Raw genomic sequence first — 19,968 nt, forward strand, 5'->3', positions numbered from 1 at the left:
CAGCGTCGCCAACACCACCTTCGAGCCGCTCTCACCCACTACTGCGCCCGTACTGCCGGCCAATTCTCGAATCACCGTCGGCGACATCACCTGCACCGCGCTACCCAGCAACGGCATCGACTGCACAACACCCCGAGGGCACTTCCGCTTCGACGACGGACGCCTCACCAGCTCCCCACCGGACACAACACCACCATCCGCGGACCGTCCGCCAATGGACCACTACACCGAGCCCACCACGCCAGTGCCCGCAGGAACAGCCTGCGGAGCCGCAACCAGGCGCACCGTCGTCGAAGTCCGCTCGGGCAGCATCTCCTGCGTCGAAGCACTCCGCGTCATCGATCACTACCGCGCGCTCCCACCCGGCGATTTCGGCAACGCCAACATCCGCCAGTTCGACGGATGGAGCTGCGCTTCCCCCACCGCCGCGAGAGCGCTAGAGCAGGGCTACTCCACCATCTGCTCAAAAGACGACGTCGAACTCGTCGTCCTCTCCCGCTGAAACCGACGCTGCAGCTCGCGAGGTTCGCGGGCGAAGCCTTGAGGATCGCCGCGACCCGACCCCTGCGGAGACCGTCGTGGACTACTGCGCACTCAGCGATCGGTGAGCTTGGGATGGGACGTGCTCGCGTACTTGAACCACAAGGTGTGCTTGTCCTCATCGACGAGGTACCAGACCCGGCCGCCGCTGGTGACCTCGTACTGCCACTGCTCCATCACCACACCCCCATGCACACCGGTGGCCAGATCGCCCTTGAGCTGATGATGACGCGGAGTCGGCGTCGGCCGCTCGGAACGCTGACGTAGCTCCTCCCAAGCCACCAACGCATTGGGCGCGGCCACACGACACAGCTCGTCCCAACCCTTAGCCGCCTCGGTGGTAGCAAACCGCATCTCCCACAGCCCGCGCGCGGCCGGCGGCGCGACGCGAGCACCCCGCTTGGGCGGGGTCACAGACTCGGCGCGGGGACCGCCCCGCCGTCACCGCTGGTGGCTGCACGCAACAAACGCGCCAAGTCCGGATCGGCATACACCTCCGCAGTGTGCCGCCACGCCTCGATCGCCTGCGCCGAAGGAGCCGGACTATCCAGCGACGCACCCAGCTGCAACGCATCCGCCAGCTCGCGCGCAAACTGATCAACCTCGGCGTCCGAAAGCAGCGTGGCCCACGCAAACGCCGAAACCACCGCAGCCCGAAACACCCCCGCCTCGGCCGTGGCCGCCAACGCACGCAACACCGCCGCCGCAGCCGAAACCACCTCATGCTCCTGATCAGCGCGCGCCGCGGTCATCAACACCAGGTCCTCAGCATCACGCCGGGTCACCCGCAGCGGCCGGCCACCCTCGCTGGCCAACCACTCCGACACCGCAGCCTTGCCCCGATTCTGCAACTCCGAGAACGGCACCTCACGAACACTCATACTTAGAAAGTACTTTCAAAGTTGCGTAGACGCAACGTGCTATCCGCCACCCGACCCCGGCCATATCGTCAGCCTTTCCTGCACAGTCATGTGGAGGCAGCACCACCGAGGACGTCAACGCTGGCGCCGACCTCGTTCGCGTAAGCCTGGGCCTCGGCCTGTTCGGCACCGGTGAATGCGCGGATTTGCGCCGGCTGTCCAGGCGGACAAACGATGAGAGTGAGATCGGCGAGGTCGGCGCGTGAGCGCTTGGGTACGCGGCGGTCGCTGATCCCACCGGCGGACTCGATGCCCTCGGTCATGACTCCTCTTTCGCTGTCGAATTCCCTGCGGGGCGGATCGCGCCGGAGGCGACCGTCAGTGCGATCAGAGCGTGTGACTGCTCGTTCGCGCTGGACACGCGCACCGAGACCACCGCCCACCATTTGCCCTGGCTGCTCTGGAGCCAGGCGTGCTGCCAGCCCTGCATGCGTTGCTCGAGGCGCGCGCCGCCCGTCCGCACGCGTAGCGGGACCGTGTTGGCCGGGGTGAACCCGCCGGCCATGCCCGCCGCGGTCATGTCGACCCACACCGGGCGCGGCGGGTCAAACACCCGTAGCGTCCGCTGATCAGACCACTCCTCGAACACCCATTCGAGTCTATCTGTAGTATCGGAGGCACGGGCGCGGACGTCCGGTGAGGAACGCGGACGGGAAGCCGCCGACCTGGCCGGTGTCCGCGCCTTCGTGCTGCTCGGTGGCTATCCCGACTCGACTCGACTGTTGTTGGGGTAGGCGATGTCGCCTAGCTCCTCGAGCGCGGTGTCACGAACAGCCTTCTGGCTGGCTGATCCGGGCGGCGAGACGTAAACCCCCGCCCAGATACCGGACAGGTGTGCGGTGTCGTCGAGGGCGACGCGGGCGCAGCCCTGTCGGATCGGGCAGCGACGGCAGGCGGTCATCTCGGCGTGCCCGACACCGTCGCGGGCGGTGGATAGCCGGTCGGGGAACCAGGCGTCGGGGTTTCGGGCACATGCCGGGATGGCGTCGGCGGGTAGGTGGCGGGCCGGGGATTCCACGAGGGCCCAGGTGGGGCCTTGGGTCGCCGCGCGCCGGTTGCGGCTGGGATAGAGCGGGGCGGTGTGGATATCGCCGAGGGCGACCGGTGTGTTCGTGCTCATGCCCCGCCATCGAGGTTGTGGGAAACAACCGCGGTGTCGGGGTTGTCGAACAGTGCGGTGACTGCGGCGTGGGCGGCAGCAGTTTTGGCCGCCTTGATACTCGATGCGGCGGCGGTGCCGCGGGCGGGACCGGCGGCCAGCGTGACGGTGAAGGTGCGCTCATGCGGTGGGCCCTCGGTGTGGGTGTCGACGTGCAGTTCGCCGGCGCCGATGGTGGGCGCGAGGGTGGTCAGCCAGCCGACGGGGTTTTTCAGGGCGTTCGCGCGGCGGCGCGCGCGCCGGGTGTCGTCGTCGCCGCCGAGCGCGGCGTGCAGCGCGAACGCATCCAAGGCCTCTGCTGGATTGGGGGTTCTCGGGGCCGCCGGGGGCGGGGTGTGGTTGGCAGGTGCGCACGGCGGCGCCACCGTCGGTGTCGGCTCGGGCTCGGGTGGCGCGGGTGGTGGTGTGGTGGGGTCCGCCGAGGGTGTGTGGCCGCCGATGATGTCGAGCAGGTCCCACAGGGCGACGTGTTCGGTGGTCTTCTTGACCGGGCCGGTGTGCCAGCGGGTGGTCATGTCCTCGAGGTGGGCGCGGGTGGCGAAGGTGCGTTGGTGGGGCGGGCCGGTGATGTCGGTGTCGAGGGTGGGGGTGACGATCTGTCCGCCGTCGATCTGCTGGAGTGCTGAGATCGCTGACGGCGCCAGGTACGCGTGCTCGGCACGGAGCCGTGCAGTCAGGTTGGCGCGCAGTGTTTTCCAGTCGGGGTGATCGGTGGTGTAGAGCACCGCGATGTGCCCGGCGTGTAGCCGTCCGGCTGTGGCGCGGTCGGTCAGTTCGGTGGCGACCGAGGCTGGTGGTGCGGCTTGGGCGCCCAGGCGCAGCACGCGTAGGAACTCGCGGTCGTTCATGTGCGACAGGTCGCCGGCGGCGATCGCGGCTTCGTTCGCCCGGCGGGTGCGGGCCTTCTGGACGGCTTCGGAGTCGGCGTCACGTTCGGCGGTGATCGCGGCCAGGGCGTCGGCGATCGTGGCCAACTGTTCTGCGGTGTAGGGCAGTTCGGTGCCGTCGAGGTGGGCCAGGAGTTGGCGTTGTGTGACCAGGTCGGCGTAGCGGCGCAAGGGTGAGGTGGCGTGGGTGTAGGCCGGGACCTGCAATCCGATGTGTCCGCGCACGACCGCGCCGTAGGTGGCTTTGGAGATCGCGGTGTTGAGCTGTCCTTGCAGAGCGGCCAGCTCGGCGGTGGTGGTGACCGTGGACAGCGCGGCGGCCAGATCAGCGAGCCGATCGACATCAGCCGGCGCGACGGGGTTGCGCAGGTGGTTGCGGAACAAGATCGGTAGCTCGGCGTCGATGGCGTACTGCGCCACAGCAGCGTTCGCGGCGATCATCAACTCCTGGACGATCACATACGCCGCAGCGTTATGCCCCTCGGGCAGTGCCAGCAGCCGTCCGTCTTCGCCCGAGACCAGTCCGCGGGTGAGGTCGTAGACCACGAACGCCCCGGCTGCGCGGCGCCGCCCGGCCAGCACCTGCGACAGCTGCGTGGCCGCCGACAGCTGTGCGTGGTGGGCGTGTGTTGGGTCGTCGAGGATCGTGGTGACCTGATCGTGGGTGATCGCGACACACGACCCGGCCGCCAACACCTCACGGCCCAGGCCGGCCAGGGTCACGTCGCCGTCGGCGGACACGCGCAGGCGGGTGGCCAGGGCGTCCCGATCCTGGGTGTCCGAGAGGGTCGCGGCGTGCTCGAGCTGCGCTCCGAGCATCGGCACCGTGTCCTTGGCGCGGTAGCGGGTTTCCACCCGGGTGGCTGCGGTGCGGTCTGTCGGTGATCCAGCCAGCACCAGATCGGCGACGTTGGCCACCAACACCGTCACATCCCACCCCGCGTCACTCGGGGTGATGGTGATCGCGTCATCACGATCCCGAGTCGTGGACGCGTCGATCATCAACGCGCACTGTGTGGCTGTGGTGCTCGTCGTCGTCAGCTGAATCACCTGTGTGAGTAGCGGTCCGGACTACGGCCCTGGTGGATGGCGTGTGTGTTGTAGGTATGGAAATGCTCGGCGATCTGCTCGGAGACAGCGGGATCGGCGGCATCGGCGGGCGGGAGCTTGGTCACCATGTCGATCACCAAATGATGCTGGCGATTCACGGCGTCGGGGTCGGTCTCTGCGGCCATGGCCGCGGTTGCCTGCGGCAGCCAACGTGACGGGTGCTGCACACCCGCTCCCCCGCGGCGTGCACGGACTTTGACGCACCACTGCGCGAGTAACTCGCGGGTGGTGTCGTCTTCGGTCGCCGCATGTACCGCAGCACTGCTGTCTCGCGACACACTCATATCTGCGGTGGCGTCGAGAAATCCTCGGGCGGTGAGGATGTCGGCGAGTTCAGCATTGGCGACCTCGTCGCCACGGGAATGCCACCACAACGTCATCATGTAGACACCCAGCGGCTGTGACAGCACGTCAACCATGACAAAGACCTCCGGCTACTCGTTTTGATCAGACTGCTTCGGACACGGCTGCATTGCGGCGCTGCGCGAGTTCGTCGACGGCCGGCGCTTCGGTGGCGTCTTCGGCGGGGAACTGGTGCACGGTGCCGGCCAGGTCGGTCAACGTGTGGCCAACAGCGATCGCGAACACGCCTTGCCCGCCATGGAGCAGGTCGATGATTTCGGCATCGGAGGTGGCCTCAAAGACGGTGGTGCCGTCGCTGATCAGGGTCGTTTGTGCGAGGTCGGTGGTGCCTCGTTTGGCGAGGAACTCGACCGCGGTGCGGATGTTGCGCAACGAGATCCCGGCGTCGAGGAGGCGTCTGACGATCTTGAGCGCGAGGATGTCGCGGAAGCTGTAGAGACGCTGCGACCCCGACCCGGCGGCCGCCTGGACGCTTGGTTCGACCAGTCCGGTGCGAGCCCAGTAGTCGAGCTGGCGGTAGGTGACTCCGACGATCTCCAGCACCGCCGGCACCCGGTAACCCGAGGTCGGGGTATCGACCGAGGACACGGTGAACAGTTCGGGGGCCAGCTGGTCGAACGAGCCCTGGCCTGCATCGTGTGCCATCGCCTGGTGTCCCTTCGGTGTGGTGATCGTGGATCTCGGGTTGATGTCAGCGTATCGGGCCTCAGACGGCCGCGGCGGCTCCGCGGGCTCAGTTGCCCCACCGCGCACCGTTCCGCGGCCAGAGGCCGCTCAGGGGCCGGGAGCGGGCGACCGCGTACTGGCACGGTGGGTGCGGAAGTGTTCGGCGAGGTCAGGGTCCGTGGCGGCCAGGAGCGCGCAGAACCGGTCGGCGTCGACACCGTGGGTGTAGCTGGCGGTGGGCAGGCTGATCGCACCGGCGGCGTGGAAGGCGGCTTTGACCGCCGAGGACTCCCCGATCGCCAGGGCGTGGCCGCGGACGTGTTCGACCCTGTCGACCAGCTCCACCAGCTCGTCGAGGTTGAGTAGGTCAGTGCTCGTGTGCCACGGAATGCTCGACATATCAGCTCCAGTCGATGCGGAAGTCGCGGACGCCGTCGAAGTGGAATCCGGTGTCGTCGTCGAAGTCGTCGAAAGCGGCGAAGTTGACCGAGGCGTGCTCTTCGAGGATGGCCGCGACGCGGGCGTGGTCGTCGCGGGCCAGGGCGTCGCCGAGGGCGGCGATCTGTTGGCGGCTCATCTGGGTGTGGTCGAGGCCCTGGGGGCCGCCGAAGTCGAAGGATTTGGCCATGCGGTAGTCGTAGTTGCCGCCGTCGGTGCGGGCGTGGACATCGGCGGTGAAGTGGATGGTCGGTCGCATGCGGGAGACGTCGACGCCGCTGTCGACGAGGCGCTGTGCCACCTGTGCATCGACGAGTCGGCCCTGGGCGTCGGGGCGCAAGCTCTTGGTGCGTCCGGCTCGCCAGTCGTAGACGGCGCTCGGTGAGCGGCCGAGCTGCTGTGCGGCTCCGTCAACCCCGCCCATGCGGGTGATCTCGGCGCGGCGAGCGACGAGGTCAGCAGTGCGGTCATCGGGGATACGTCCCTGCTGTTTCCAGCGGCGGAAGGTTCGTCGCGAGGGCGGGCGGCGGCCCGCGTCCTGGGCGGCCTTGCAGGCGGCGTCGTAGCCGATAGTGCCCAGGTGATCGGTAGGGGTGCGCTCCCCCACCAGACCCGCATCGGCACGAGCGAGGTCGGCCGCGGTGCCGGCTGCGACGGAGACCTGCCGGCCGGCGGCCGCGGTGGTGGTGGCGGTGGGTTCGTCGCGGCGTTCGCGCCGCCGCGGCCGGAACTGGGCCATCAGCTCACCACCTCCGCGGTGGTGGCCGTGTCATTCTCGGGTGTGAGATCGGTTGTGGCGGAGTCGTCGTCGTCTGGTTGGCCGGAGACAGTGTAGGCGGTGTTGATCGCCTTGCGGACCTCGGTGGGTGTGGTGGCCGAGAGCAGGGCAAGGATGACGTCGTCGTCGAGCGGGCGCCGCTTTTCGATCACGAACTTGCCGAGGTAGGTCAGTTCGTCGGCGAGGTCGACGCCTGCGGGGGCGAGGTAGGTCCAGGCGTCGGTGAGGCCTTTGATGGGCCAAATGTCGTGCTCGCGTGCGAGTTTCATAGCTTTGGCGCGGGAGCGGTGGCGGGCGTGAGCTTTGACGGCCGCGGCCCAGATCGGCTGGTAGTGGTGGCGCATGTGGGAATCCCAGTTGCGGTCACCGGCGATGCGTCCGAGGTAGCCCTTGTAGATGTCGGTGACCATCGACTTGAGGATTGGGTCGTCGGCCTCCACAGCGGCTTTGCGGGCGGCAGCGAGTAGTTCCTTCCATCGCTTGAGCACCTGTCCTTGGTCGGTGGTGGTCCAGGCCTCGGTGATCGCCAGATCCGCGATGTCGAGGCCCGCTCCCCCATCCGGTATTGGCGCGGTCAGGCTGATGATCGTTTCGGTAGTCACCCAGGTCGTCACGGGCCGGTCGGTGCGCATCCGTGGATGCGGGAGCGGCAGTTTGTCCGGGAGCGCGAGGGTGTCGGCGGCCGGCAGCGTGATCTGCCAAACACCGAACGGAAGAGGGCTACTGGTGTGGGCGAGTTCCTCGGCGCCGGTGCTGTGGTGGACGAGTTCGCCGTATCCCAGATTGATCATGCCGGCACTGGCCAGATACGAGGCGCGTTGGTCGATCGTCACCAGCTCATCGGCGGCGTCGAGTTCCTCGGTGTCGATCCAGCCACGCGACCACACGATGACCGGTTCAAGCTCGTCGGCGTCGGTGATATCGATGGGCGGCAACGGAACTGGCGCATCGACGATGATGCCGCGCCCGGTCTTGCGGCGGTCCCGGAAGATCCGGTCGAGGATCACCGCCCCGGTACGTGCGGGAGTGATCCCGGGTAGGACGCCGAGGTGGTCGACATGCCAGCACAACCGGCGGGCCAGCTCCCGGGCGGTGTCCATCTCGTCCTCGAAATCGATGAGAGTGCCCGCGGTTTCGGAGCCAAGGATGCCCATACGGTCGTGGTTGATGCGCGCGGTCCACGCCCAGCCCTCGAGGATCACATCGACCATCAGCTTGCGGTTGCCTGCGGTGTGAGAAAGGTGCAGGCGGTAGCCGATCTCCTCCCCCGGCTGGTACAGATGCCAGCCGTCCTCACCCTGGGGCGCCAGGTAGGGGCCGAGGAGTTCGCGGGTGGCGTCATCCAGGCGCGCGATCACGTCGGTCTTCATCCGGCCTTCTCGCAGCTCCTCATCGGAGTAGTCCGCCTCGTCGCCTGGGTCGACATCGTCCGGGCCCCACCCGAGCTGTGCGCATGCGGCGTCGATCACCCACACCTGCGCTGGCAACCCCGCCGGGGACAACGGCTGTCGGCGCTGGCGCCACTCCAACACCTTGAGGAGCTTGTCCACAGAGTCAACAGGCTTATCCACCAACACAGCCCCCGACGGGGACAACACCTTGCCCGACGTGATGATCATCGCGTGATCATCAGGGTGCGCCATCGATCAGTCCTCCACCTTGGCTGACTGACATGCATGTATTTCTACATGCATGCATGTCAGTCAGTCCTTAATCTTGTCCGCTGGAGGAACGCCGAGAGCGTCCAGAAGGGCGTCGAGGGCATCCCCAGTGATGTCTGTCTTTTTGTAGCCCTTGGTGCGGATCAGCCACTCCACGCGCTTCTCGGTGTCCATCTCGATTTGGGTTGAGAACGGCACCTTTCTCACCTTTTTTGCTGCTGAGAGCCTGGATGCCGCCACCGCCGGGGCTGATTGGCGGCGTTCCGCCGCGCCTGGCTCACCGGGGGTGTCCGTGCGCTCGAGAGATGATCCCGAGGAGGAACCCGCGGGATCTGCCGACGGCCCAGGGGCGGTGTTCCCCTCTTTGCTGTTGCTAAGCATGGAGCCCAGGCCTGTGCTCTGTTCTCGAGCCGCTCTGCGGCTAGGGCGGGTCGAATGCTCGCTGATGCCCGGCTTGGTCGCCATAGTCGTCACTGTCCTTCGATGGTGGGGATTCGATCGATGAGCTTCTTGGCTGCCGTTCGGTAGTCGGCCGCCGCTGTGCTCTGCGGAGCGTGTACCGCAACCGGGACGCGACGATCCTTAGCCTCCCCCACACGCACTGTGTGAGAGATTTCGCCGACGTACTCCTCTGACCAATCGCGCTCAAGGTTTCGTCGTATCCCCTTGGCGAGCGCCGATCCGCCAAGGTAATCAGCCAAGATCACGTGACGAATGTCGACGTTGGGATTGAGTAGGTCCTGAGCTTCATAGACAGTCTCGGCGAGCTTGGTCAAACCCTTGAGCTCGTCCGGCCCCCCGGGTGAGACCACGGCGATGACGTCGTCGGCAGCGGCCAACGCAGAAATGGTCAGCGGCCCCAGTGAGGGGCGGCAGTCGATAACCACCACGTCATATTCGTCAGCAACGGCTTCGAGTGACACACGGAGGCGGTTCTCCCCTCCTGGTCCCAGTCCTGACTCGTCGAGCTTGTACATACTGTCGTCGGCCGGAGCAACGTCGATACCGAATTCCGAAGGCTTGATGACATCAGTGAGGGGCATTCGCTCGTCACGAACCGACGTCAGCGCTTCAAACAACGTTCCGTCGTCGTCAGCGAGGACGATCCCGAAGCCGTCGGTTGCGTTCGCTTGGGGGTCCAAGTCGATCAACAACGTTCTCAGTCCCGCCTGGTGAAACTCGTAAGACAGGTTGATCGCGGTCGTGGTCTTTCCCACTCCACCCTTTTGCATAGCAACAGCAAGTACGTGCGGTTTCGCCATAGCTGCATGTATACCTGACTGACCACTCGCACGCAAGTTTGCTTGCATACTCACCAGCAACCCTGCATAGCTAATTGTTTGCATACATGTATGCATTCATTTATAGGTACATACATAGATGCGAGCCCATCACCCAGGGGCCCGAGTCAACATGCACACACACCTACCTGCATGGCTACATGTATGTAAGTACTTTGAGTTCGCTGAGCACGTACCGCGCCAGGCCACGGGCACACGCAAGCATGCATGCATGCGTGCATGCATGTTCCTATGCGGCCTGTTTAACTGGTGGAAGGTCATTGTTTGGGTGGTCGTTATTCATGGTCTTGGCCTTTCTGGTTGGTGGTCATGGTTGGCGGGCGAGGAGGTACTCGGCGTTGTCGCGTTTGGAGATTGTGGCCCAGTTGGTCGTGGTGTTGATGTGCAATCCGAGTTGGGTGGCTACGACGGCGGCTGGTAGCTCGCTGGTCAGGGTGGCTAGGGCGTGGTTGCGGTGGGCTTTGGTGATGCCTATCGCGGCGAGCTTGCGGTGCAGGGTGGTCGGATGCATGGGGTGGTGGGGCCGGGCGCCGGGGAATAGGTAGTGGCCGGATCGGTCTGGTGTTGTTGTGCGGGCGTCGTTTTCGGTTGCTGCGGCGAGTTGGTGCAGCAGCGCGGCGACGGGTATGGGTAGGCCGATGGGGTGTGTGGCCAGGCGTAGCTGGGTGGTCGTCGCGGTGATGGTGATGTCCGCGGTGGTGAGTTGGTGGATTCTGCTGATGTAGGCGCCGTAGAGCAGGACCAGCAGACCGGCGACTCGGGTGGCGAGGTCGGAGGTCGGGGAGCCGTTGACCAGTGACGTGATGAGGCGTGTGTGATCGTCGGCGGCGGCGATATCGGCGCTATGACCGGTAGGTGGTGTGCCGATGATGATGTCGGTGACGATGTCTCGGCGTTCAAGCCAGGCGATGAACGCGGCGAGTCTGCGGGTGCGGTCGCGGTTGCCGGCAGTCCATGCCTCGGTGATGGGTTGGGTGAGATTGCTGATCGCGATGCCGAGATCGCCGAGGTGTGCCAGGAATTGAATCGCCCCGGGTTTGCTGGGGGCTCGTTTACTTGGTTCCAGCGACTGCCGGGACCGGGTTCTCACGGTAGCTGGTGACTGTGTGGGTCGACCAGTAGGTGGTCTCGTACTCGACGGGTGGGACGTGCCCGATCTCGCCGTGCAGGCGGCGGTGATTGAACCAGTCGATGTACTCGGCGACGGCGATCTCGACCTCGCCGACACCGCCCCAGCCACCTCGCGGGCGCATGACGGGGTTACGGATGCATTCGGCTTTGAACAGCGAGTTGAACGCCTCAGCCATCGCGTTGTCGTACGAATCACCCTTGGAGCCAACAGAAGTCACTGCGTCTGCTTCGGCGAGACGTTCGGTGTAGCGGATGGCTCGATACTGCACTCCGCGGTCGGAGTGGTGAATCAGCCCGGCCACGCCCTGGCCGGCACGCGACCGCGCCCACAACCCCATATCCAAGGCGTCGAGCGCGAGGTCGGTGTGCATGGTGGTCGAGACCTGCCAGCCCACGACCATCCTTGAGAAGACGTCGAGGATGAACGCGGCATACACCCACCCCGAGTGTGTGCGGATGTAGGTCAGGTCCGCCACCCACAGCGCGTTGGGCGCCGCCGCGGTGAACTGCCGTTCGACACGATCGGCCGGCTGCGGAGTTTCGGCCCCCTCGCTGTGCGTGGTCTTCCGCGTCTTGGATCTCGTTATCCCCTGCAGCCCATCAGCTTTCATCAACCGCTCGACGGTGCACCGGGCCACGCCGATACCCTTCCTGTGTAGTTCGGCGTGGACTTTGCGGGCACCGTAGACGCCGAGATTGTCGGCATGCACGGTGCGGATCTCACCGAGGATCTCGCGGTCACGGACCACCCGTGGCGCCTCGACTCGTCGAGAGCTCAGATGGGCTCGGACTGTGGACGGAGCGATCTGGGCGGCCGTGTCGCGCAGGGCCGCGCAGATCGGATCGACTCCGTGTTCGTCGCGGAAAGCGGCGACGAACTCCACGATCAACGCTGTGGGCGGTCGATCTCCGCCGCAAAGAAAGCTGATGCCTGCTTCAAGATGGTGTTCGCCCGCCGCAACTCCCGGTTCTCCCGTTCCAGCTGCGCGATCCGCTCAGCCTCGCTGGTCGTGGTCCCCGGGCGGTCCCCGCCATCGATCTCGGCCTGCTTGACCCAGGTGCGAAGCGCCTCCGGGTGCACACCGAGTTGATCGCCGATCCGTTTGAGCGCCCCTGGTCGCGTGGCTGGGTCCTTGCGGGCTTCCACCGCCATCCGCGTCGCCCGCTCCTTCAGCTCAACGCTGTACTTCCGTGGTGCTGCCATGCTCTCCATCCTTCACAGATTCGAGAGCCTCCGACAAACCCGGGGCGTTTCAAATCGGATAGCGGTCCTGATCTGTTCGCGTGCTGCTGCGTCGGCGTAGGTGGTGAATGTGTGGCCGCGGTGTGCGCGGCGGCGTGCTGCTCGTAGGACTGACCAGTGGCCGTAGGCCACGATCAGTGTTCGGTGGTGGTGGGGGAGTGTGTCGGCGGTTTCGGTCAGCCAGGTGCCGAGTCGTTCGATGTGTTCGTCTCGGTGTGTGAGGATGCCGGTCTCGACGAGGAGGGCGCGCAGGAAGTGACGGCCCTGACTGGGCGGGAGCGCGTCCACATCGGCGTGGGTGAGCTCGGTGTGTTGTGCGCGGTTGCCCAGCTGGGTCAGCCACGTGCGAGTGTGTGGTCGCATCAGCCACCGCATGGTGGAGGCCGGATCACCTCGTTCGCTCAGTAGTTGAGGTAGCCGCGTGAGGTCTGGATGATCGGTGGCGAGTAGATCGGTGACCAGTCGGGTGATCGAACAGGGCAGGCAGGCTGCGGTGAAGTGGTGTGGCCCAGCGGTTCCGCAGTGTCGGCACAGATAGTCTCGTGTCCCGGCACACGGCCCGCAGATTCGTTGGTTGTCCAGTTGTGCGGTGAGGACTTTGGTGTGGCCGCATCGGGCGCAGGGGGCGGGGTTGCGGAGTTCCCGTTTGTAGCAGGGCAGGCAGACTGGGCCCACGGGCCAGTGGGTGTGCACCGGGCGTTGCAGGGTGCACACTCCGCAGGTGTGCAAGGGCGCAACGAAACAGCTCTTACACAGGTTGTCGATGCCGTCTTGGGATCGGGCTGCGACGGGCCGGCGCTCACCGCATTGCCCGCAGATGCGGTGAGGTGGGGTGTAACAGCGTTGGCATAGTGGTCCGCGGTCGGTGGTCTTCTTGGCATGATCGAGTCGGCCGCAGGACACGCACAGGTGTTTGGGCCGAGCGCAGTTGCTGCACAGCGCTGAACCGGCGGGGGTGCGCTTCGATGGGTAACGCAGGCGGCCACACTGGGCGCAGTCTTCGAATCGGCGGGGGTCGCGGCGGTAGCAGGATCGGCATAGCCCGCCATCATCGGTGCGGGTGACCCGTGCGGCGCGTCGACCGCACTTATCGCAGTTGTGCTGCGGTGCAGGGGCGCTCATTCTGGAGTCTCGGTGGGTCGGGTGATGGTGGTGCGTCGTCGGGGTGCCGTTGCTCGGATAGCACGCCGCCCGGCCGCCGCGGCCTTGGTGGCTGTGGCGGTTTCGGTGATGGCAGGTTCGATGAGGTCGTTGGGGGTGCAGTCGAGGATGTCGCACAGCGCGATCAGGGTGTCCATGCTCATCCGCTGGGGGTGGCCGGTCACCAGGCGGTAGACCTGTTCACGGGAAAGTGTGATGCCACGTTCGGCGAGGTGCGGTTGCAGATCGGTGGTCGCGAACATGCCCTGGGCAGCCATCTTCGCGCGCAGATGCCAGTGGTAGTCCAGGTGTTTCATGACTAATCTCCCTGCAGAGCCGAACCGTAGCGGGCGGCGACCGCACGGGTCAGTAGCCGATTGCGGTACTCGTTGGACACCCCGATGTAGACCGCGGTGGTCGCGGAGAACGAGTGACCGACCTGCTCTTGGATGAACCGCTCGGGGTAGTCGAACTCCACCAGGTGGGTGACGTAGGAATGGCGCAGGCAGTGCAGCTGCAGTAGCGGGTCCAGGCCTGCGGCATCGCGCGTCTTGGCGAACACCGCGCCGGTCGCGCGGGTGCTGATCCGGGTGCCCCGTTCAGTCAGCCACAAACCAGGTGCCCGTCCGTTGCCCAGCTGGGGCCGGACTTCGTCGATGTAGTGTTCCAAAACTTCTGTGATCCAACCCATCTCCGGCACGGTGAGCACACTGCGCCGTTTACTCGGCCCGCCACGACTGGCTTTGCCGTGGCGCACGGTGACCGATCCGAATCGGCCGAACTGTGGGAGTTTCGGGTTGGAGCGCAGGTCTACCAGATCGCAGAGAGCGGCTTCACGGCGTCGCAGGCCATAGGCGTAACAGAACTTGAGCAGGGCCGCGTCACGCATCGCCGAGAGCACACCCTTGCGGTGCAGAGCGTGGATCCGGTCGACCCGGGCATCAGCGGTGTCGAACAGCGTCTGCACCTCGTCATAGGTCAACGGTCGCCGGCCCGGATCGCCCTCGTACTCGCCGACATGGACAATCGAGTTGTCGTCGTGGAAGACCTCCTGCGGCACGGTTCCGAACAGTTCAGAACACTCCTGCACCCACCCGTTTCGTGGATCGCGCAGGTACTCGCCGAACATCTTCAACTCAACCTCGTAGCTCCGTAACGTCGACAGCCGCAGCGGTTTCGGCCCGGACCGCAATGCGCTGATCCACGCCTCGCCCTCAGCTGGGGTCCACTGCCACGGATACAGATTGGTGAACTCTGCAAACCTCCGGACCAGCCGGGTCCTATTGCCGATCGTCGACTCACGCAGAAACCTCGCTCGCTGCTGGCGTTCCCAGCCTGTCAGCATCGCGTCGAACACCGCCGGTTTCGGATCGAGATGGACCACCCCATGCGACGACCACACCCGGCCGGCGCCACCGTTGTCAGCACCCATAGACAATGTTGTATCAGATGCAACATTGATGCACCGAGTCTGCCACGCTGGCCAACATTGGGACAACGGAGGTCGCCGCACCATCCTTGCCCCCTCACCAGCCACAACAGTCATGGTCACATCGCCCTTATGATGCAACTGACGACAACGATGCTTCTTTGGCGAGGGCTTTCACGCGGTCGGGGCGGAACCCTGACCAGTGCTCGGTGTCGTCGACGATGACGACGGGGGCTTGGAGGTAGCCGAGGGCCATGATGTGGTCGCGTGCGGCGTCGTCTTGGGTGATGTCGACGATCTGGTAGTCGAGGCCTTGCTTGTCGAGGGCTTTGTAGGTGGCGTTGCACTGGACGCAGGCGGGTTTGGTGTAGACGGTGATGGTCATTGGTGTGCTCCGTTTCTAGTGGGTGGTGGGTTCGATGCCGGCGGCGGCGAAGGGGTCGACGGTGTGGGTGATGTGGCTGCGGGCAGGTCCGGTGGGGGTGCAGGGGACTGGTGAGTAGAGCTGGGCGTCGCCGTGCAGGTGAAGATCGGCGGTGGGGACGAGTTTGGGGCCGGCGATGATGACGCGGGTGTGGTCGCCGGCGTTGATGGCCGGTTCGGGGTCCCAGGCGATGATGCTGGTCTGATCGGTGCCGGCCGCTCGAGCGCGGTCGCAGAGTTGCAGTTGGCTGCGGTGGTGTCCGGTGAGGGTGGTGGTGTCGAATCCGATGGCGGTGGCCCGGCCGTAGGTGTGAACGGTGGTGGTGCCGTGTGCTTCGACGTGGGCGGTGTCGGTGGCGTGGACGGCGCCGCCGGTGACCAGCACGGCTGCGCAGCCGGTGATGCGGACCTGGACTCCGTCGGGGATGTCGCCGAGGGCGATCAGTCCGTCTTGGGGTGGGTCGAGGACGGTACGGCGTACCTCTATTCGTCGACGTCCGGCCTGGAGGTGACGAGCGAACGTCTTGGCGTCGGTGACGCATATCCACGGCGCTGGGGTAATGGCCCGGGAGACGCTAGTGCGCCGTCGCTGCGGTGGGTGGTGGTCTCGGTGTGGACTGTTGGTCGCTGGCATGGGCGGGTTGTCCTTTCTCGATGAATCTGTGGGGGTGTGTGCTGGCCGGTGGGTGAGGGCGTTGGCGATGCGGTCGGTCAGTGCGGTGCGTGCTGCACGCATGAGTTGCCGGCCTCCAGCTGTGGGCCTGGGGCTGGGGTCGGGCGGTGTCGTCGCTGGCGGGGTGGACTTGGGCGCGAGGTCGGGGTAGGTGGTGGTGATCTCGTCGCACGTCCGGCGCAGCTCGGTCAGCGCGGCGAGCGCGCGGCGTCGTTGTTCCTGGTCAGGGGCGTGCCAGGCGCGTCGCTCCGCTGCGGTCACGGCCGCCGCCGCGGTCGCTCGTTCGGGGGCGCCCAGTGTGGTGGCGACTTCGTCGAGGTCCAGACCGGTTCGGGTCCAGGTGGTGCCGCGCCCCCTGCCAACTCGGGTGATCAGGCCCGCAGTGTGGAGGCGGTGCAGCATCGCTAGGGCACCGGAGGTGTGATCGCCGGTGGGGAGGCCGCATTGGGTTGCTAGCACCGCAGTCGGGGAGGGGGTGGCGGGTGTGAGGGCCTGGTAGAGCTGCCGACAGCGCTGCCCTAGCACCGACCACAAGGGATGGAGGGGGAGTGCGCTGGGTGGGGGTGTCCTGTCATGAGCCAAACCCCCCGGGTAAAGGTCCTGTACCTCTGTTCCTGGGGTGCGCAGTGTGTAGTGGTGAGCGTTGGTGGGGTCGGTGTCATAGCCAGATCTACGCACACAGTCCAGAACGCCCTTGGCAGTAAGTTCTTGGAGATACCGGGAGGCGGTGCGGGCAGTGATGCCGGCGTGTAACCACTGTGCGAGGTCTCGACATGAGATCGGCCGCGAGTGCAGACCCCGGCCATCGGTGAAGCGGTGACGGACCAGCGCGTGCAGAGCGGCCTCGAGGTGAGGATGATCGATCCAGCTGCCAGCGCGGACGAGCCACTGGTCACATACAGCCTGATCGGCCGGATCGACATCACCGCGGAAAGTCGCCCATCGGTCAAGCTGGGCCTGGAAGAACACCTGCCCCCGGTCGCGGCGCTCGCGGTATTTGGCGAATACCGGCAGATCGAAGAACTCTTGAGCCGCCGCCCAGTCCCGGATATTGGCCTCCCACAGAGCGCGGAACGCTGCGACAGCTGCCTCCGAGCGTTCACCGGCGGTCGGGCGCGCCTCGAGTGCGGCACGTTGATCGGGGGTGAACGATTTGCGCGGCCGCCATTGGGTGGCGACCACATCGGCAGGGGAGTTGTCCGCGGGGGAGGCGGTTGATAGAGGCGGGGTGTAGATGACGGGCACACTGGCCAGCGCTGCTGCTGTTTGACGCAGTGCCTCGGCAGGGGACAGGCCAGCGACCGCCGTGTCCCGGGCTGCCTGGTCCTCGCCGCCGCAGGGGAGCGTGTCGTGGGTGTCGTCGTCGAGGTCCAGCGGTACGCAGCGGCCGCCAGCGGCTTTCAACGACGCCGACCCAGGAAGGCGTACCCCGCGGCCGCCAGCAATCACATCCACCGCCCGCGCATCCAGGCCCGCCCACGAACGCACCGCAGCGATCGCATCGACAAACGCTGCCCACCCGTGGCTGGTAGGGAACGCCCACGCCGCATGCTCTGAGTCGGCTGATCCAGAAGTGGCCCGATACACCAGGACCCCGCCGGTTGCGGCGGCAGCATCACGCAACAGCGGCAGGACCTGCCCGGCGCAACCGTCGAGGTCGACCACCACCAGATCTGGTCGCAACGGAGCGACCAGCGCCGCGGTGTCGCTGCGGTCGTCGAGCACGGCGTACATGTCATTCAGCGAGCCGGCAGCGATTGGGACCGGCTCGTTGTCGACGTCGGAACGGCCCAAGACCCGCACCGGGATGTCGGCGCCGGTCAGCAATTGGCTCAACGGCGCCCACGCCGACAGCACACACGCTTGTGACGCAACGCTTTCCGGGGTCTCCAGGTCTGCCGGTGCCGCGAGGTAGGCGTCAGGCGCGGACAACGCGGCGGTCATCGCCGCGGGCCTGTCGCCGCAGTCGTCAACGCGCCGACCACCAGGTGGCCATCAACCCGGTGGCGCCACAGATCAGCCGAACCGGTATCGACCAGCTCGAGCACGGCGTCGATCACCGCCGCAGCCGGTTCGTCGACGGCCGCGATCAGCTGGGCCAGGCTCAGTGTGTGGCAGCGCGCGAGGATGCCAGCAATCACGCGCTCGGCGCGGCCGATCGCCGCGCGAGGTGTGGTGTGTGCGCCCCCGTCCAAACGTGCTGAACGGTCATTCCCGCCCGTCGCCGCGAACGCTGTTGCAGCTATGTGGAGGGTGTCGAAGGCAACGCTGGTAGGGGCGTTCGCCCCGACAGTCACCGCAACGGTGGTCGGAGCGTTCCCACGCCACACTCACCCAACGCCACAACAAGCGTTGTGACCTGGGGAAATGTTCGCGCGAGATGTGCGAAAGATGCGACACGAGCGGGGTTGTTGCCCGTATCGAGGGTGTGCTTTACCATCAGAAGTGCCTGAGGCGGCAATTCCTTCCGTTTAGGGAGGCTCCCGGGGTCTAGCGCTAACTAGATTCCGAACCAGTTCTCGGGGTGAAGCGAAGCGGCCAAACTTCGCTCCCCACTCGAAAATCCGTGTACTCCCCTTCGGGGGGACCGGTATCTCCGTCACTGTGTAGTTATTTCTTCCGCTGTAGTCCTACGGCGGCTCCCATTCCGCCCGGCTACGGGCAAAACGATTGCTACGCAAGACATTCGCGTGTTGTCCGCTACATGACAGAGGCCTCCTCGCCGGGTGTAGACATGGGTCCAAGCGTGATCGTTTCACGTTCGTGACCTTCGACAGTGGAGGCGCGCCACGGGTTGCCAACCTCGGCTCGGGCGATGGGCGAGTCATGCGGCAGCTCCTGCGGTGGGCTTGCCAGATGGTGCGCTCTCGCATCTGCGCGGGCGTCGCCGTAGATACGCCAGGAGTGCGTGGACAGGGATACGTTCGCCGTCGTCGCCGTAGGCGTCAGCTGCCCAGATCAGTCCGCGGGGCGCGACACCGCTGACGGCGAGGTCTTGACGGCATGCCTGCAGGGCCGGACAACGCAGGCATGCCACCAGGGACTGATGGGCTGATGCGGGGGAGTGGACGAGAACGTCGAGGTCCCACTGCTCGGGTTGCCCGGCGCATGGTGTCGGCTGTTCGCTGATCATCAGCTCGCCTTCGCCCCGACCTCGGCCACAATGACGGAATCACGGGCGCGGGTGTTGATACCGCCCCACACGCCGTATCGCTCACCAGCATCCGCGGCCCACTGCGCGCAGGCGGTCTTGACTGGACATGCCTGGCACACAAGGGTGGCGGCGGCAGTCGACTGTCCTTTGTTGGGAAAGAAGATGTCGGGATCGGTCTGCGCGCAGATAGCATCGCCGATCCAGTCACGCGGCGAGGGATCGGTATCGAGAATCTCCGCTGCGAGGTCTGCCCAGCCGCCGACGCGGCGGTGATCGGCGTTCACGCCACTACCGCCTCATCAGAGTTGGCGACGAAGCGTGCAGCCGCCACTGTCGCCGCGCCTTCGGCCCACGCCAGGGGGGCGGTCAACGTGGTGCCGTCTCCGACGATTACGGTGCCCGTCTCAGGTCGGACGGCAACGTAGCTGCCGGGAAAGAAGAAGTAGAGATACCCGGGGTCTCCCCAAGCGGGTGTTGCCGGTGCCGGCAGAACCACCACATCAGCATGCTCGGCCTCGGTGAATTGACTGGCGCTGCGGAACCCCGCCCACCAAGCCGCAGCGAGCAATGCCACTCCCGTGGCAAACGCGCTGTCAGCGGACAGCTCCTGGCCCCGAGGAGTGTGCACAGTCCCAGCTACCGCCAGAACCATGTGCGGGAACTCTGCCACGGTGAGTGGAGTAGTCCAGTCAAGTGTCCCTGGCTGTGGTGCTGGCGCTGCAACCGAGAGCACGGCTAACGATGTAGTAGCGCTGTCGAATCTGTGTCGGGTCATGTGAGTGGCCCCCAAGGCGTGTGATGGATCTGGTGGTGTCGCTTCGAGTGCGACGCGAAACAACTTTTCTGCGTGGCTTCAAAATTGCCTGGCTGAGCGGACGTGCAGGGGAGTTACGTGTCCTTATCACCCACTTGTGTCGCCCTAGTGTCTAGTAGTCAGCAACTCTGGTCCATG

The 19,968-nt window shown here is 65.9% G+C and carries 24 protein-coding genes, 1 pseudogene and 1 other annotated feature; of the genes and pseudogenes, 1 reads left to right on the top strand and 24 read right to left on the bottom strand.

Annotated elements, in window-relative coordinates; all coding sequences use genetic code 11:
- Window positions 1–502, top strand: a 502-nt coding sequence (locus AB4Z55_RS26825) for a hypothetical protein (protein ID WP_369521102.1), incomplete at its 5' end; no start/stop codon positions are given.
- Between the two features lie 92 nt (window positions 503–594).
- Here the strand turns inward: AB4Z55_RS26825 and AB4Z55_RS26830 are convergent.
- The 24 genes and pseudogenes from AB4Z55_RS26830 to AB4Z55_RS26945 form a co-directional block, all read right to left on the bottom strand.
- Entirely contained in the window at window positions 595–843 is a 249-nt protein-coding gene (locus tag AB4Z55_RS26830; RefSeq protein ID WP_369521103.1) for a hypothetical protein, read from the bottom strand.
- Window positions 844–950: 107 nt separating this feature from the next.
- Window positions 951–1,421, bottom strand: coding sequence for a hypothetical protein (locus AB4Z55_RS26835; RefSeq protein WP_369521104.1), 471 nt, complete (start codon window positions 1,419–1,421; stop codon window positions 951–953).
- An 86-nt stretch (window positions 1,422–1,507) separates the two neighbouring features.
- Complete coding sequence (locus AB4Z55_RS26840) at window positions 1,508–1,723, bottom strand: hypothetical protein (RefSeq protein WP_288817418.1); 216 nt, start codon at window positions 1,721–1,723, stop codon at window positions 1,508–1,510.
- Window positions 1,720–2,049: a hypothetical protein gene (locus AB4Z55_RS26845; protein ID WP_288817421.1), complete on the bottom strand. Its 330-nt coding sequence runs from the start codon at window positions 2,047–2,049 to the stop codon at window positions 1,720–1,722. The genes AB4Z55_RS26840 and AB4Z55_RS26845 overlap by 4 nt, the downstream gene beginning before the upstream one ends.
- Window positions 2,050–2,160: 111 nt before the next feature.
- Window positions 2,161–2,580, bottom strand: coding sequence for a WhiB family transcriptional regulator (locus tag AB4Z55_RS26850; RefSeq protein WP_288817424.1), 420 nt, complete (start codon window positions 2,578–2,580; stop codon window positions 2,161–2,163).
- Window positions 2,577–4,508 carry an RNB domain-containing ribonuclease gene (locus tag AB4Z55_RS26855; protein WP_369521105.1) on the bottom strand — a complete coding sequence of 644 codons (1,932 nt, stop codon included), beginning with the start codon at window positions 4,506–4,508 and terminating at the stop codon, window positions 2,577–2,579. The genes AB4Z55_RS26850 and AB4Z55_RS26855 overlap by 4 nt, the downstream gene beginning before the upstream one ends.
- 44 nt (window positions 4,509–4,552) lie before the next feature.
- Window positions 4,553–5,035: a hypothetical protein gene (locus tag AB4Z55_RS26860; protein WP_369521106.1), complete on the bottom strand. Its 483-nt coding sequence runs from the start codon at window positions 5,033–5,035 to the stop codon at window positions 4,553–4,555.
- A gap of 28 nt (window positions 5,036–5,063) precedes the next feature.
- Window positions 5,064–5,624 carry a MerR family transcriptional regulator gene (locus AB4Z55_RS26865; RefSeq protein WP_369521107.1) on the bottom strand — a complete coding sequence of 187 codons (561 nt, stop codon included), beginning with the start codon at window positions 5,622–5,624 and terminating at the stop codon, window positions 5,064–5,066.
- A 129-nt stretch (window positions 5,625–5,753) separates the two neighbouring features.
- Window positions 5,754–6,044, bottom strand: a complete 291-nt coding sequence (locus AB4Z55_RS26870) for a hypothetical protein (protein ID WP_369521108.1) — start codon at window positions 6,042–6,044, stop codon at window positions 5,754–5,756.
- Window position 6,045: 1 nt separating this feature from the next.
- Window positions 6,046–6,822 (bottom strand): hypothetical protein, encoded by a 777-nt coding sequence (locus tag AB4Z55_RS26875; RefSeq protein ID WP_369521109.1) that lies wholly within the window; start codon window positions 6,820–6,822, stop codon window positions 6,046–6,048.
- Window positions 6,822–8,504, bottom strand: coding sequence for a hypothetical protein (locus AB4Z55_RS26880; RefSeq protein WP_369521110.1), 1,683 nt, complete (start codon window positions 8,502–8,504; stop codon window positions 6,822–6,824). Before AB4Z55_RS26880 ends, AB4Z55_RS26875 begins: the two co-directional genes overlap by 1 nt.
- A 60-nt stretch (window positions 8,505–8,564) precedes the next feature.
- Complete coding sequence (locus AB4Z55_RS26885) at window positions 8,565–8,903, bottom strand: hypothetical protein (RefSeq protein ID WP_369521111.1); 339 nt, start codon at window positions 8,901–8,903, stop codon at window positions 8,565–8,567.
- 89 nt (window positions 8,904–8,992) lie between these two features.
- Entirely contained in the window at window positions 8,993–9,784 is a 792-nt protein-coding gene (locus tag AB4Z55_RS26890) for a ParA family protein (protein ID WP_369521112.1), read from the bottom strand.
- A gap of 346 nt (window positions 9,785–10,130) precedes the next feature.
- Window positions 10,131–10,913, bottom strand: coding sequence for a hypothetical protein (locus AB4Z55_RS26895; protein ID WP_369521113.1), 783 nt, complete (start codon window positions 10,911–10,913; stop codon window positions 10,131–10,133).
- Window positions 10,876–12,158, bottom strand: a pseudogene (locus AB4Z55_RS26900) (IS3 family transposase). Before AB4Z55_RS26900 ends, AB4Z55_RS26895 begins: the two are co-directional and overlap by 38 nt.
- Window positions 11,752–11,880: a sequence feature (AL1L pseudoknot), on the bottom strand. (Overlaps the previous pseudogene by 129 nt.)
- A 12-nt stretch (window positions 12,159–12,170) precedes the next feature.
- Window positions 12,171–12,560 carry a hypothetical protein gene (locus AB4Z55_RS26905; protein ID WP_369521114.1) on the bottom strand — a complete coding sequence of 130 codons (390 nt, stop codon included), beginning with the start codon at window positions 12,558–12,560 and terminating at the stop codon, window positions 12,171–12,173.
- Window positions 12,561–13,315: 755 nt separating this feature from the next.
- Window positions 13,316–13,654, bottom strand: a complete 339-nt coding sequence (locus AB4Z55_RS26910) for a helix-turn-helix transcriptional regulator (RefSeq protein ID WP_127963133.1) — start codon at window positions 13,652–13,654, stop codon at window positions 13,316–13,318.
- A gap of 2 nt (window positions 13,655–13,656) precedes the next feature.
- On the bottom strand, window positions 13,657–14,769 hold the full coding sequence (locus tag AB4Z55_RS26915; protein WP_127963134.1) for a tyrosine-type recombinase/integrase: 1,113 nt from the start codon (window positions 14,767–14,769) through the stop codon (window positions 13,657–13,659).
- Between the two features lie 127 nt (window positions 14,770–14,896).
- The gene (gene nrdH, locus AB4Z55_RS26920) at window positions 14,897–15,151 is read right to left on the bottom strand and encodes a glutaredoxin-like protein NrdH (protein WP_369521115.1); all 255 of its coding nucleotides are present in this window, start codon (window positions 15,149–15,151) and stop codon (window positions 14,897–14,899) included.
- A 15-nt stretch (window positions 15,152–15,166) separates the two neighbouring features.
- The gene (locus AB4Z55_RS26925) at window positions 15,167–17,806 is read right to left on the bottom strand and encodes a hypothetical protein (protein WP_369521116.1); all 2,640 of its coding nucleotides are present in this window, start codon (window positions 17,804–17,806) and stop codon (window positions 15,167–15,169) included.
- Window positions 17,803–18,159 (bottom strand): hypothetical protein, encoded by a 357-nt coding sequence (locus tag AB4Z55_RS26930; RefSeq protein WP_369521117.1) that lies wholly within the window; start codon window positions 18,157–18,159, stop codon window positions 17,803–17,805. Before AB4Z55_RS26930 ends, AB4Z55_RS26925 begins: the two co-directional genes overlap by 4 nt.
- A 527-nt stretch (window positions 18,160–18,686) precedes the next feature.
- Entirely contained in the window at window positions 18,687–18,995 is a 309-nt protein-coding gene (locus tag AB4Z55_RS26935) for a hypothetical protein (RefSeq protein ID WP_369521118.1), read from the bottom strand.
- Window positions 18,995–19,300 carry a WhiB family transcriptional regulator gene (locus AB4Z55_RS26940; RefSeq protein ID WP_369521119.1) on the bottom strand — a complete coding sequence of 102 codons (306 nt, stop codon included), beginning with the start codon at window positions 19,298–19,300 and terminating at the stop codon, window positions 18,995–18,997. The genes AB4Z55_RS26935 and AB4Z55_RS26940 overlap by 1 nt, the downstream gene beginning before the upstream one ends.
- Entirely contained in the window at window positions 19,297–19,686 is a 390-nt protein-coding gene (locus tag AB4Z55_RS26945; RefSeq protein WP_369521120.1) for a hypothetical protein, read from the bottom strand. Before AB4Z55_RS26945 ends, AB4Z55_RS26940 begins: the two co-directional genes overlap by 4 nt.
- Window positions 19,687–19,968 lie beyond the last annotated feature (282 nt).

The sequence above is a fragment of the Gordonia sp. ABKF26 genome, assembly GCF_041103195.1.
GTDB classification, from domain to species: domain Bacteria; phylum Actinomycetota; class Actinomycetes; order Mycobacteriales; family Mycobacteriaceae; genus Gordonia; species Gordonia terrae.

Coding starts and splice junctions, on each gene's coding strand:
- AB4Z55_RS26835 (WP_369521104.1), bottom strand. CDS start 1,421: ATGAGTGTTCGTGAGGTGCCGTTCTCGGAGTTGCAGAATCGGGGCAAG.
- AB4Z55_RS26840 (WP_288817418.1), bottom strand. CDS start 1,723: ATGACCGAGGGCATCGAGTCCGCCGGTGGGATCAGCGACCGCCGCGTA.
- AB4Z55_RS26850 (WP_288817424.1), bottom strand. CDS start 2,580: ATGAGCACGAACACACCGGTCGCCCTCGGCGATATCCACACCGCCCCG.
- AB4Z55_RS26855 (WP_369521105.1), bottom strand. CDS start 4,508: ATGATCGACGCGTCCACGACTCGGGATCGTGATGACGCGATCACCATC.
- AB4Z55_RS26860 (WP_369521106.1), bottom strand. CDS start 5,035: ATGGTTGACGTGCTGTCACAGCCGCTGGGTGTCTACATGATGACGTTG.
- AB4Z55_RS26865 (WP_369521107.1), bottom strand. CDS start 5,624: ATGGCACACGATGCAGGCCAGGGCTCGTTCGACCAGCTGGCCCCCGAA.
- AB4Z55_RS26870 (WP_369521108.1), bottom strand. CDS start 6,044: ATGTCGAGCATTCCGTGGCACACGAGCACTGACCTACTCAACCTCGAC.
- AB4Z55_RS26875 (WP_369521109.1), bottom strand. CDS start 6,822: ATGGCCCAGTTCCGGCCGCGGCGGCGCGAACGCCGCGACGAACCCACC.
- AB4Z55_RS26880 (WP_369521110.1), bottom strand. CDS start 8,504: ATGGCGCACCCTGATGATCACGCGATGATCATCACGTCGGGCAAGGTG.
- AB4Z55_RS26885 (WP_369521111.1), bottom strand. CDS start 8,903: ATGCTTAGCAACAGCAAAGAGGGGAACACCGCCCCTGGGCCGTCGGCA.
- AB4Z55_RS26890 (WP_369521112.1), bottom strand. CDS start 9,784: ATGGCGAAACCGCACGTACTTGCTGTTGCTATGCAAAAGGGTGGAGTG.
- AB4Z55_RS26905 (WP_369521114.1), bottom strand. CDS start 12,560: ATGCGACCACACACTCGCACGTGGCTGACCCAGCTGGGCAACCGCGCA.
- AB4Z55_RS26910 (WP_127963133.1), bottom strand. CDS start 13,654: ATGAAACACCTGGACTACCACTGGCATCTGCGCGCGAAGATGGCTGCC.
- AB4Z55_RS26915 (WP_127963134.1), bottom strand. CDS start 14,769: ATGGGTGCTGACAACGGTGGCGCCGGCCGGGTGTGGTCGTCGCATGGG.
- nrdH (WP_369521115.1), bottom strand. CDS start 15,151: ATGACCATCACCGTCTACACCAAACCCGCCTGCGTCCAGTGCAACGCC.
- AB4Z55_RS26925 (WP_369521116.1), bottom strand. CDS start 17,806: ATGACCGCCGCGTTGTCCGCGCCTGACGCCTACCTCGCGGCACCGGCA.
- AB4Z55_RS26935 (WP_369521118.1), bottom strand. CDS start 18,995: ATGATCAGCGAACAGCCGACACCATGCGCCGGGCAACCCGAGCAGTGG.